At 31.5% G+C, this 12,304-nt stretch carries 11 protein-coding genes; 9 read left to right on the top strand and 2 right to left on the bottom strand.

From position 1 onward, the window contains the following. Positions 1-314: 314 nt before the first annotated feature. Positions 315-1,199, bottom strand: a complete 885-nt coding sequence (locus tag B5E48_RS12200) for an AraC family transcriptional regulator (protein WP_087305329.1) — start codon at positions 1,197-1,199, stop codon at positions 315-317. 153 nt (positions 1,200-1,352) lie between these two features. Between B5E48_RS12200 and B5E48_RS12195 the strand changes: the two genes are divergently transcribed. From B5E48_RS12195 to B5E48_RS12165, 8 genes are read left to right on the top strand one after another with little or no spacing between them, the layout of a single operon-like run. After that, a complete protein-coding gene (locus tag B5E48_RS12195) occupies positions 1,353-2,756 on the top strand; it encodes a carbohydrate ABC transporter substrate-binding protein (protein ID WP_087244212.1) in 1,404 nt (467 codons plus the stop codon). A 59-nt stretch (positions 2,757-2,815) separates the two neighbouring features. After that, a complete protein-coding gene (locus tag B5E48_RS12190) occupies positions 2,816-3,712 on the top strand; it encodes a carbohydrate ABC transporter permease (RefSeq protein WP_087305327.1) in 897 nt (298 codons plus the stop codon). A gap of 12 nt (positions 3,713-3,724) precedes the next feature. Next, the gene (locus tag B5E48_RS12185) at positions 3,725-4,597 is read left to right on the top strand and encodes a carbohydrate ABC transporter permease (RefSeq protein ID WP_087305326.1); all 873 of its coding nucleotides are present in this window, start codon (positions 3,725-3,727) and stop codon (positions 4,595-4,597) included. 12 nt (positions 4,598-4,609) lie between these two features. Next, positions 4,610-4,777 carry a DUF6903 family protein gene (locus B5E48_RS13740; RefSeq protein WP_164483503.1) on the top strand — a complete coding sequence of 56 codons (168 nt, stop codon included), beginning with the start codon at positions 4,610-4,612 and terminating at the stop codon, positions 4,775-4,777. 10 nt (positions 4,778-4,787) lie between these two features. Then, entirely contained in the window at positions 4,788-5,918 is a 1,131-nt protein-coding gene (locus B5E48_RS12180; RefSeq protein ID WP_087305324.1) for an ABC transporter ATP-binding protein, read from the top strand. Then, the gene (gnpA, locus tag B5E48_RS12175; protein ID WP_087298163.1) at positions 5,915-8,068 is read left to right on the top strand and encodes a 1,3-beta-galactosyl-N-acetylhexosamine phosphorylase; all 2,154 of its coding nucleotides are present in this window, start codon (positions 5,915-5,917) and stop codon (positions 8,066-8,068) included. Before B5E48_RS12180 ends, gnpA begins: the two co-directional genes overlap by 4 nt. Before the next feature lie 16 nt (positions 8,069-8,084). After that, positions 8,085-9,011, top strand: a complete 927-nt coding sequence (locus tag B5E48_RS12170) for a nucleotidyltransferase family protein (protein ID WP_087305322.1) — start codon at positions 8,085-8,087, stop codon at positions 9,009-9,011. Continuing rightward, positions 9,004-10,113, top strand: coding sequence for a phosphotransferase enzyme family protein (locus B5E48_RS12165; RefSeq protein WP_087305331.1), 1,110 nt, complete (start codon positions 9,004-9,006; stop codon positions 10,111-10,113). Before B5E48_RS12170 ends, B5E48_RS12165 begins: the two co-directional genes overlap by 8 nt. 52 nt (positions 10,114-10,165) lie before the next feature. On the opposite strand, the gene B5E48_RS12160 is transcribed toward B5E48_RS12165, so the two are convergent. After that, on the bottom strand, positions 10,166-11,425 hold the full coding sequence (locus B5E48_RS12160; protein ID WP_087305320.1) for a replication-associated recombination protein A: 1,260 nt from the start codon (positions 11,423-11,425) through the stop codon (positions 10,166-10,168). A gap of 218 nt (positions 11,426-11,643) precedes the next feature. On the opposite strand from B5E48_RS12160, the gene dtd reads away from it, so the two are divergent. Beyond that, the gene (gene dtd / locus B5E48_RS12155; RefSeq protein WP_087305318.1) at positions 11,644-12,096 is read left to right on the top strand and encodes a D-aminoacyl-tRNA deacylase; all 453 of its coding nucleotides are present in this window, start codon (positions 11,644-11,646) and stop codon (positions 12,094-12,096) included. Positions 12,097-12,304: the final 208 nt, after the last annotated feature.

Genomic DNA, 12,304 nt, shown 5'->3' with positions numbered 1-12,304 from the left:
GATCATGAACTCCATGTGTGAGCTAAGATATAGTGACTTTACAAATGAATTTTCATTTAAGACCATATAATCAATATATTTTAAATATAGTTACCAACATTTATCTAGGGTTAGATTATATGATAAATATGATATAAGGAAAAAGTAAGCATTGATAGATAGCTTTTTAAAACATGAAATCTATCTTATGTTATAGAGTTTCTTTGTTTTTGAAAAATGAAAATGATAAAAAATGTACAATTTTATGAGAATAAAATTGTACATTGTTAAGTTTGTATTTGATATAGGATTGTTGATGATAAGGTTTTATGCTTTTATTCAATGGATTGAATAAGAAAGTTATCATGATCATTTTGATGCAATATTTCATCGTTTGTATTTGATTGGCGATATTGTAGAGGTGTTAAACCAAGAGTTTTTTTAAAAATTTGCGCAAAATAAGATTGAGAAGAAAATCCAACTGCTTCAGATATTTCTGAGATAGATAGACTGGATGTTCTTAAAAGTGATTGACATTCTTTAATGCGTCGTTCAATAAGATATTGAATAGGTGAAATATGCATGTATTTTTTAAACTCATGAGACATGTAATATTTATTCATTTTCATATATTGAGCAAGAGATTCAAGTGTTATATTATTTGCATAATTTTGATCAATATATTGACAAATCATTTTTATTTCACGTCTTATAGGTAATGAAGATTGATGCGAATGAAGTTGAATGTTGAGCTTTCTAATGATTTTAAGTAATAAAAGTTCTAATAGTTTTTGACAGACAGTATCATATCCTATTTCTTTATTTTTACTTTCAACTAATAGATGCGAAAAATAATAACGAATATCACCACTATCCTTATTAAAGTTTTGATAAATAAAATGTGGATTGATTTCATCTATTTGAAATAATAAGTCTTTTACACCTAATACAACATATTCCAAAGGTTTATCTTCTTGCGAATTCTCATAATGGTACACATTAGGAGAAACAACAATAAGATCATTTTCTTTAATGGGAAAGGTTTTATTTTCAACAGTGAATTTGCCTCTTCCATTCAAAACAAAAAAAATTTCTGTAAAAGGGTGAAAATGTTTTAAAGATTTCCAATCACTTCCGTATTTAGAATGCGAAATATACATTAATTGTGATTTATGGTCAAAGAATTGATCATCAACGATATTGATACGATTACTGCTCATATTATATTCCTCTCTTTAGCTTCCTTTTTAATTATATCGCATTTTTAAATAATAGCAAGATATATAAAAAAATAAACAATTTCGATATAGATAAAACGCTTACATTTATATATATTGTTATTAGAAAGATATCATGGAGGAGGAAAATAACAGATGAAAATGAAAAGAATGTTATCTTTAGGTCTTTCATTATTAATGTGTGCGACATTAATTACAGGCTGCAGTAATAATAGTAGTACATCTAGTAATGAAAGTAAAACTTTAAAAATCGCCGGATTAGATGGTGGTTATGGAACAAAAGGTTGGGAAGAAGTTATTAAAAAGTTTGAAGAAAAAACAGGTGTTAAAGTAGAATCTACATTTGATAAAAAAATTAGTGATGTTTTAAGACCAAAAATGACTTCTGGAAAAGATGTTCCTGATATTATTTACTTAAGTGTTGGAGCAACTGGGGGATTAACTGATACACTTATTAAAGAAAAACAAATTGCTGATATTTCTGCGTTATTGGATGAAACAGTTCCAGGTGAAGACGTGAAAGTGAAAGATAAAGTTTTAACATCATTTGTTGAAGGAGCAACTGCTGATCCTTATGGTGATGGAACTTTACGTTTAGCACCACTTAATAATGCACCTTGTGGATTATTTTATAATGCTGGATTATTTAAAGAAAAAGGTTGGGAAGTACCAACTGATTGGGATGGAATGTTTGAATTAGGAGAAAAAGCAAAGAAAGAAGGAATTTACTTATTTACTTATCCAACTGCTGGATATTTTGATGCGTTCTTTACTTCTTTATTAAATGCAACTGCTGGCCCTGAAGTTTATGCTAAATTAATTGCTTATGATACAGAAGCATGGAAACTTCCTGAAGTTAAAGAAGCATTTGAAATTGTTGGAAAATTAAAAGATTATACATTACCTACAACAGTAGCAAATGCTAATGGTGATAATTTTGTTAAAAATCAACAAGCCGTTATTGATGGAGATGCATTATTTATTCCTAATGGAACTTGGTTACCTGGTGAAATGGCAGCAACGACACCTGAAGGTTTCGAATGGGGTATGACTGGAATTCCAGCTGCTAAAGCTGGTGGAGATTCTTATTCAACAAACTTTGTTGAACAAATGTATGTTCCTGAAAAAGCTGAAAACAAAGATCTTGCATTACAATTCTTAGCTTATTGTTATAGTGATGAAGCAGCAGACTTATTCTATAAATATGGTGCTTTAGATGAAGAAGCAATGAAAAAGAATGATGATGGTAAAGAAGTTTATAAAGCAGGATATTTAATTCCTATTAAAGGTTCTGAAAAGAGAGTAGCTGAATCAGATACATTTATGTATACATTATCTGAAAAAGGTATAAAAACAAATAGTGCAACATTCATGGCTGCTGAAGCTGTTGAAGGTGTGACTTTAACAGGTGAAACTGGTATTTTATTTGGATCAGTTAACTCTGTAATGAACGGAGATAAATCTGTTGATCAATGGTATCAAGAATCTGTTGATGCAGTTGCAAAAATCGCAGAAGCAAATGCAAAAGCAGACAAATAGTCAAAAAATATAGAAGGTAGGCGGTGGGAAAATCGCCTACCTTTTAAAGGAGGTATTTTATGAATAAAACTAAGGAAAAAAGACGTTTTGTGATTTTATGTCTTGCTCCAGCAGTTATTTTATTTGCTATATTTATGATTTATCCTACAATCAATGTCTTTTTAATGTCGACATTAAAATGGGGTGGATTTTCAGACATCAAAGAATTTGTCGGAATTAATAATTTTGTCATTTTATTTCAAGATATGAATTTTATTCGTGCGTTCCAAAATACAATATTTGTCATTGTCGTTGTGACAGTTTTTACTCTTGCTTTAGCCATTTTATTTGCTGCCATTTTGGTAAGAGAGAAATTGAAAGGTCAGAATTTCTTTAGGGTTATTTTCTATATTCCTAATATATTATCTATTGTCGTTATTGGGGCTATTTTTAGTGCTATCTACGACCCTTCAACAAATGGATTATTGAATAGCTTTCTGAGTCTGTTTCATGGAGATGGTTGGATTGGTGTCCAATTTTTAGGTAATCAGTCTATTGTTATGTATTCCATTGCTTTTGCTTTAATATGGCAGGCTATAGGTTATTATATGGTTATGTATATGGCAAGTATGTCATCTATTCCAGCCCATTATTATGAAGCTGCTGAATTGGATGGATGTGGTAAAATCAAACAATTCTTTATGATTACGCTTCCTTTGATTTGGACAAATATTCGTACAACATTAACATTTTTCGTTATTAGTACAATTAACTTGAGTTTTTTACTTGTGCAAGTTATGACAACTGGAGGACCAGATGGAGCAAGTCGTGTTTTATTATTCTATCTTTACGATCAAGCATACAATAATGCAAGTTATGGATATGGTATGGCCATTGGGGCTGTAACATTCTTATTTTCTTTCTTATTAAGTGCTACGATTAATAAGATAACTGAACGTGATGAATTGGAATACTAGGGAGGTAGACATATGAAAAAAATGAGTATAGAAAAGTTATATAAAATATTTGTCTATGTAGCATTGATTTCTTTGGCTATTTCTATTATTGTTCCTGTTGCCTGGGTGTTTGTTTCTTCATTAAAAACAAATGCAGAGTTTCAAGGGAGTCCATGGACGTTACCAATGAGTTTTTATTTTCAAAACTTTATTGATGCTTTTGAAAAAGCACATATGGCTGAATATTTATTGAATTCTGTGATCGTAACAGCATTAGGTTTAATTTTACTGGTTATCATTGCTTTACCGGCTTCTTATGTTCTAGCAAGATTTGACTTTGCTGGTAAGAAAATTATTAATACTTTATTTATGGCAGGACTTTTTATTAATGTTAACTATATTGTGGTGCCTATTTTCTTGATGTTATTAGATTGGGATGATGTGATTTATAATTTATTTGGTCAAACTTTCTTTTTGGATAACATATTTGTTTTAGCAGTTGTTTATGCTTCTACAGCTTTACCATTTACTATCTATTTATTAAGTGGTTATTTTAAAACATTACCAAAAGCTTATGAAGAAGCAGCATTTATTGATGGATGTGGTTATTTTAAAACTTTAATTAAAGTTATGGCTCCAATGGCTAAACCAAGTATTATTACTGTTATTCTATTTAACTTTTTAGCTTTTTGGAATGAATATATCATCGCTTTAACATTAATGCCTGGGGCTTCAAAAACTTTACCAGTAGGTTTAGTCACTTTATCTAAAGGACAGATGGCGGCTGCCAATTATGGACAATTATATGCGGGTCTTGTGATTGTCATGTTGCCTACATTAATATTATATATCTTAGTTCAAAAGAAATTAACGCAAGGTATGACGCTTGGCGGATTAAAAGATTAGAGGTGTGAAAGTATGAGTCAAATAACAAAAAATATTATCGCAATTGTTTGTTTTGTTGTTTCCTTTGTTTTAGTCTGTTATGGTCAAAGTCTGGTGGGATATACAGGTTTAGTTTTAGAGTTGATTGGTTTAGCAGGACTATTGATCTTGCTGTATATGTACAATAAAAAATATAAGTAGGAGGAATTATATGGCAACACTATCTTTAAAACATATTGATAAAATATATGATAATCAGGTACAGGCGGTTTTTGATTTTAACTTAGATATTGCCGATAAAGAATTTATTGTTTTTGTAGGACCATCTGGATGTGGAAAATCTACAACATTAAGAATGATTGCAGGATTAGAAGATATTTCTTCTGGAGAACTTTATATTGATGGTCAATTGATGAATGATGTAGCACCTAAAAATCGTGATATAGCAATGGTGTTTCAGTCTTATGCATTATACCCTCATATGACTGTTTATGATAATATAGCATTTGGATTAAAAATTGCAAAAGTTCCTAAGGATGAAATAGATAGACGTGTAAGAGCAGTAGCAAAAGCGATTGATATCGAACAATATCTAGATCGAAAACCAAAAGCATTATCTGGTGGACAAAGACAGCGTGTAGCATTGGGAAGAGCAATTGTTCGTGAACCAAAAGTCTTTTTAATGGATGAACCATTAAGCAATCTTGATGCAAAATTAAGAGTACAGATGAGAGTTGAAATTTTAAAAATTTATCAACAATTAGGAACAACTTTTATTTATGTCACACATGATCAAACTGAAGCGATGACAATGGGAACAAGAATTGTTGTTATGAAAGATGGTCGCATTCAACAGGTTGCAGCCCCAACATTTTTATATGAACATCCAATTAATAAATTTGTGGCTGGATTTATTGGAAGTCCGCAAATGAATTTTAGAGATGGAAAAATCGTTGAAAGAGAAGGCAAAATGTATATTGAACTTTCAGATATCAGTTTGGAAATTCCTGAAGATAAAGGAACAATATTAAAAGAAAAAGGATATATAGGTAAGGTTGTCACAATGGGCATTCGTCCAGAAGATATATCAACACATCCTCATTATATCATGTCACATCCTGAATCATCATTTCAAAGTGAAATAGATGTTGTAGAATTAATGGGTGCAGAAAGCTATATTCATATGACAAAAGATAATCAGCCATTTGTGGTGAAAGTTTTTGGAAGTACCGCTTTAAGAACTGGGGATCAGGGATCATTTACATATTTGATGAATAAAGCACATTTCTTTGATAAAGAGAGTGAATTAAATATATTAGAAAATGGAGAAAAAGAATCATGAAAAATTATGGACGACTTACACTCCCTACTGATTTAGATGTTATTGATGAAACAATAGCACTTAAAGAAAGTCTAGGAGCTGATGCAATTAGAGATTGTGATGGAACGCAAATGCCACAAGAATTGTTGGATATGGATGCAAAGGTTTATGCTACTTATTATACAACAAGAAAAGATAATGAATGGGCACTTGCGAATCCTGAAGAAATTCAACAAGAGTATCTTATAACAGATCGTTATACAGCAAAACAGTCATCTTTAACAATTACTTTAATGAAAGGATTCCATACTGAACAGTTAAAGCCTAATTTTATTGATGACCCAAAAGTTTGGTGGGAAGTTATTGATCGTACGACAGGAGAAGTTATTTCACCTGATTGTTGGGAATACGATCAAGATCAAGGAACTGTTACAATACAAACAATCCCATATCATGTATATACAGTCAGTTTTTTAGCATTTTTAATTTGGGATCCTGTTCATATGTATAATTTTATAACAAATGACTGGAAAGATGCCCCACATCAATTGACATATGATGTGAGACAACCGAAAACACAAAAATATGTAAAAGAGAAATTGAAAAAATTCTGTGAAGATCATCCTCAAGTTGATGTTATTCGTTTTACAACTTTTTTCCATCAATTTACTTTAACTTTTGATGAACAAAAAAGAGAAAAATTTGTTGAATGGTTTGGGTATAGTGCTAGTGTTTCACCTTATATTTTAAGAAAATTTGAAAAATGGGCAGGATATAAATTTAGACCTGAATTTATTGTTGATCAGGGATATCATAATTCATTGTTTAGAGTTCCATCAAAAGAATTTAAGGATTTTATTGAGTTTCAACAGCAGGAAGTTTGTCAACTGGCTAAAGAACTTGTAGATATTGTTCATAGTTATGGAAAAGAAGCTATGATGTTTTTAGGAGATCATTGGATTGGGACAGAACCATATGGTCCTTATTTTGAATCAATAGGACTTGATGCTGTTGTAGGCTCTGTAGGTGATGGAGTAACGATGAGGATGATTTCGGATATTAAAGGTGTTAAATACACTGAAGGACGTTTACTTCCATACTTTTTCCCAGATGTTTTCTGTGAAGGTGGCGATCCTATTGGAGAAGCTCATAATAATTGGCTGAAAGCACGTCGTGCTATTTTACGTAGTCCATTAGATCGTATTGGTTATGGAGGATATTTAAAGCTGGCGTTAGAATGGCCTGGATTTATTGATACAATTAAACATGTTGTAGATGAATTTAGAGAAATTCATCAGACTATTCAGGGAACTCAAGCATATGTATCTCCATTTAAGGTCGCTATTTTAAATTGCTGGGGAGCATGTAGAAAATGGATGAATAATCAAGTTCATCACTCAATTTGGTATCGAGAAATTTATTCTTATGTAGGAATTATTGAATGTTTAAGTGGTATGCCAATTGATATTGAATTTATTAATTTTGAAGATGTAAAAAAGGGTGCATTAGATCAATATAAAGTTATTATTAATGCAGGAGCACAATATACTTCATGGTCAGGAGCTGAGAATTGGATTGATGAAGAAGTTGTTACACGTATTAGAAAATGGGTAGATCAAGGTGGTGGATTTATCGGTGTCGGTGATCCAACAGCTTATCAATATCAGGGACAATTTTTCCAATTGAGTGATGTTTTAGGTGTTGATAAAGAAGTTGGTTTTACTTTGAGTCATGACAAATATAATCAAGTGAATTCAAATCATTTCCTATTAGAAGATATTGATGAAGAAATTGATTTTGGAGAAGGAATGGATGGAATTTATGCTCATGGTGAAAATTATCAAATTTTGAGTCAACATCATGGTTATGCACAGCTCGTTACTAATATTTACGGAAAAGGACGAAGTGTCTATTTTGCTGGATTGCCTTATTCACCACAAAATTGTCGTTTATTATTACGTGCTATTTATTGGGCTGCTGGTAAAGAGAGTGAAATGAAGAAATTTTATGTAAGTAATGTGAATACAGAAGTCGCTGCTTTTGAAAAAGTAGGAAAAATAGCTGTTATTAACAATACAACAGATTCACTATCAACGGATTTATATATTCATGGTGAAAAAGTAGAAACATTAGATTTAGAACCAATGGAATTAAGATGGGTAGAAATTTAAGAGAGGAGAATAATACATGGAAAAACCAGTTCTTGTCATTATGGCTGCAGGATTGGGAAGTAGATATGGTGGATTGAAACAAATAGATCCTGTTGACCAAGATGGACATATTATTATTGACTTTTCTCTTTTTGATGCCAAAAGAGCAGGATTTGATACAGTTGTTTTTGTCATTAAAAAAGAAAATGAAGACATTTTCAAAAATACGATTGGTAAACGTATAGAAAATATAATGCATGTTCATTATGCTTTTCAACAGATTGATGATTTGCCAGAAGGGTATCAGGTGCCTGATGGACGTTATAAACCATGGGGAACAGCACATGCACTTTATTGTTGTCGTCAATGGATTCATGGACCTTTTGCAGTGATCAATGCGGATGATTACTATGGCTTTGAATCTTTTCAAATGATTTATAATTATTTGGCTGGTCATCAAGATGATGAATTGTATCGTTTGGCTATGGTAGGTTACTGTATTGAAAATACGCTGACTGAAAATGGGACAGTAGCACGAGGAATTTGTGAAGTTGATGAACAAAATTATTTATGTAGCATTACTGAGCGCACAAAAATTAAAGCTGATTTAAATGGTGCAATGTATCAGGAGGATGACCAATGGTTTGCAGTGCCTAAAGGAACAATTGTTTCTATGAATTTATGGGGATTTAGTCAAAAAATCATTGAAGAAATTGCTCAGGGATTTCCAACATTTTTAGATCAGAATTTAAAAGATAACCCATTGAAATGTGAATATTTTATTCCTGATGTTGTGAGTAGATTATTGCAGGAAAAAAAGGCAACTGTACAAGTTTTAAAATCACCTGCTAAATGGTATGGTGTCACATATAAAGCTGATAAGCCAGTTGTGGAAGAAGCGATTCAACGTATGAAAAAGCAGGGCTTATATCCTCAAAAGTTGTGGGGTATTTATGATGAATAATCATTTGAAAGTAAAAGAAGTCATAAATCAATTTGATTTTTCAGGCGAATTATTTACAATAGAACCATTTGGTAGTGGACATATTAATGATACTTATTTAGTTAAATTTAAAATAAAACATATGGGCATTGTTCCTGTTATTTTACAACGCATGAATACAAAAATTTTTATAAATCCTGAACAATTAATGGAAAATATTTTAAATGTTACAGCGTTTTTAAGAAAAAAAATTATTGAGAATGGTGGAGATCCAGAAAGAGAAACACTTACTGTTATTTTGGCAAAAGATGGAAAACCGTATTGTAAAGATAGTGATGGTGATTATTGGCGCGCTTATCATTTTATTGTTGGGGCAACGGGTTATGATGAAGTTAGAACAGAAGAAGACTTTTATCAAAGTGGTTTAGCTTTTGGAAAGTTTCAAAACTTACTGAGTGATTATCCTGCGAGCACTTTACATGAAACAATTGCTGATTTTCATAATACAAAAGCTAGATTTGAAGTGTTTAAAACAGCAGTAGAAGAAGATAAAATGCATCGTGCAAAAGATGTGCAAGATGAGATTCAATTTATTTTACAAAGAGAAGACATAGCAAATATATTAACAGAAATGCAAGAAAACGGGGAACTTCCATTACGTGTAACTCATAATGATACAAAATTAAATAATATTTTGATTGATGATAAGACACATGAGGGCATTTGTATAATTGATTTAGATACAGTGATGCCTGGCTTGGTTGTTAATGATTTTGGTGATTCTATTCGTTTTGGTGCAAGCACTGCTTTAGAAGATGAAAAAGATTTATCAAAAGTTGAGTGTGACATGCATTTATTTGAAATATATACAAAAGGATTTCTTGAAGGTTGTCAAGGGAAATTGACATTATCTGAAATTAAAGCTCTTCCTATTGGGGCAAAAGTGATGACATTTGAATGTGGAATGCGTTTTTTAACTGACTATTTGCAAGGTGATACTTATTTTAAAATTCAATATCCAACACATAATTTAGTTCGTTGTCGTACTCAATTAAAACTGGTGTCAGATATGGAAAAGAAATGGGTTCAGATGAATGAAATAGTAGCAAAGTATACAAATTAAGAAAATAAAAAAGCATCTATTGTTTTGATTGATGATAAAACGATAGATGTTTTTATTTTTTGTTAAGTTCTTTAAGGTGATGAGTTCTTCCGTGCTTAAGTATACGACGATAGTTTTCAGCAAGTGCTTTTTCATAAGAACTTGTCATCCATGGAATATAAAATTGTTCTTTTTTGATTTGGTCAGGAAGATATTGAATATATTCCCAAAGTTCAGGACGATTATAATTATATTTTTCATCTTCTTCAAGTCCTACAGGTGTTAATCGTAAATAGTTTGGTGCTGGATAAGGGTGTTTAGCTAAAGATGCTAAAGCAGCATCAATAGCCGCTTCAGATGACTTCGATTTTGGTGATAGGCATAAATCAATAATAGCGCTTGCGATAGGAATGCGTGCTTCAGGGAAGCCAATAACTTTAGCTGCCTGAAAAGCGATGACGGTACGCATGCAGGCATTTGGATTAGCTAAACCTATATCCTCATATGCTGTTGTAATAACTCTTCTTTCTAAAGATTCTATGTCACCAGCTTCTATTAATTTTCCTAGATAGTACATTGCACCATTAGGGTCACTACCACGTATAGATTTTTGTAAACCACTTAATGTATCATAATATTGATCTTCATCTTTATCAAATTGAGCATTAGCCTTAAATAAAGATTTTTGAACAGTATCTAAAGTAATAAGTGAATCCTCAGAAAGAATGGTGCTGATTTCTAAGCAGTTATAAGCATAACGAATATCACCACTACTTAATTGAGCAATATATGATAAGACACCATCTTCAACTTGATATGCATTATTCAAACCATTTTCTGCAGTTAAAGCACGGTTTAATCCAAGAATAATATCGTCTTGACTTAAAGGTTTAACTTCTACTATCTGACAACGCGAACGAATGGCAGGATTGATAGAATGATATGGATTTGCTGTTGTACATCCAGCAATAATAAGTAATCCATTTTCAATATGGGGTAAAAGGTGATCTTGTTTATCTTTATTCAGACGATGAACTTCATCAATAATGACAAAGAGTTCACCGGAAAGTTTTGCTTCTTCAATGATTATATCCATTTCTTTTTTGTTTCCAGTGGAAGCATTAAAAAGGCGATATGGAATATTTAAATCGTTAGCTAGAGCTGATGCAATTGTTGTCTTTCCGCATCCAGGTGGACCATAAAGAATAGTCGACATAGGATGTTTCTTTTTAACAAATTGAGAAAATAAAGCATTTTCTCCGACTATATGTTTTTGACCAAGAACATCTTTTAAAGATGTTGGACGCATACGATGTGCTAAAGTTGTTGCCATAAAATCTTTCCTTTTTCTATGATTTTGATATAATGATTATAGCATTTTTCAAGGTATAAGGATAGGTGAAAAATGCGAAAATGAAATTTGTTGTGGATATTGATACTAAAAATATTTTATATGAAAATGTACTCAATCGATTTGAATTAATGCAAAATTGGGTTTTGATTATAGGGTTTGTATCTCATTAATGGAGATACAGGGAAATGGAGGATATAATGAAAGTTGTCGTTCAAAGAGTTAAAGAAAGCAGTGTTACAATTGATGGGAGTGTATATGGACAAATTCAAAAAGGATTTATGGTTTTGGTAGGTTTTTGTCAAGATGATACAAAAGAAATTGTCGATAAGATTGTTGATAAGATGATTGGCTTACGCGTTTTTGAAGATGAAAATGGGAAAATGAATCTATCTTTGCAAGATGTTCATGGGAATATTTTATCTATTTCTCAGTTTACATTGTATGCGGATTGTAAAAAGGGAAGAAGACCTAGTTTTATTCATGCTGCAAAACCTGAATATGCTATACCATTGTATGATTATTTTAATGAAAAAATTAAAGAACACGGGATTGAGTTGCAGACTGGTGTATTTGGGGCTGATATGAAAGTTTCACTTATTAATGATGGACCAGTAACAATTATTTTAGATAGTCAGGAAATTTGTAAGTAAATTTATATTATAAATAAGAAAATTGAATGTTTTAAAGGAAAAGACGTTTATTTTCTAAGAAAAAAGTGATGATTAAACCATCAAAAAACAAAAAAACGAAAAAAAGTAAAAAAAAGACTTGCAAAGGCAAGGGATAGATGGTATTATAGATGAGCACTCGACGAGAGGGCACAGGGACATTGAAAACTGAACAGTAAACACGTCAATA

Source organism: Massilimicrobiota sp. An105 (assembly GCF_002161155.1).
Lineage (GTDB): Bacteria > Bacillota_I > Bacilli_A > Erysipelotrichales > Coprobacillaceae > Allocoprobacillus > Allocoprobacillus merdigallinarum.
This window is presented reverse-complemented; position numbering and strand designations above follow the sequence as displayed.

Excerpts from the sequence above, each read along its gene's own strand:
- B5E48_RS12200 (WP_087305329.1), bottom strand. The coding sequence starts at position 1,199 with ATGAGCAGTAATCGTATCAATATCGTTGATGATCAATTCTTTGACCAT.
- B5E48_RS12195 (WP_087244212.1), top strand. The coding sequence starts at position 1,353 with ATGAAAATGAAAAGAATGTTATCTTTAGGTCTTTCATTATTAATGTGT.
- B5E48_RS12190 (WP_087305327.1), top strand. The coding sequence starts at position 2,816 with ATGAATAAAACTAAGGAAAAAAGACGTTTTGTGATTTTATGTCTTGCT.
- B5E48_RS12185 (WP_087305326.1), top strand. The coding sequence starts at position 3,725 with ATGAAAAAAATGAGTATAGAAAAGTTATATAAAATATTTGTCTATGTA.
- B5E48_RS13740 (WP_164483503.1), top strand. The coding sequence starts at position 4,610 with ATGAGTCAAATAACAAAAAATATTATCGCAATTGTTTGTTTTGTTGTT.
- B5E48_RS12180 (WP_087305324.1), top strand. The coding sequence starts at position 4,788 with ATGGCAACACTATCTTTAAAACATATTGATAAAATATATGATAATCAG.
- gnpA (WP_087298163.1), top strand. The coding sequence starts at position 5,915 with ATGAAAAATTATGGACGACTTACACTCCCTACTGATTTAGATGTTATT.
- B5E48_RS12170 (WP_087305322.1), top strand. The coding sequence starts at position 8,085 with ATGGAAAAACCAGTTCTTGTCATTATGGCTGCAGGATTGGGAAGTAGA.
- B5E48_RS12165 (WP_087305331.1), top strand. The coding sequence starts at position 9,004 with ATGAATAATCATTTGAAAGTAAAAGAAGTCATAAATCAATTTGATTTT.
- B5E48_RS12160 (WP_087305320.1), bottom strand. The coding sequence starts at position 11,425 with ATGGCAACAACTTTAGCACATCGTATGCGTCCAACATCTTTAAAAGAT.
- dtd (WP_087305318.1), top strand. The coding sequence starts at position 11,644 with ATGAAAGTTGTCGTTCAAAGAGTTAAAGAAAGCAGTGTTACAATTGAT.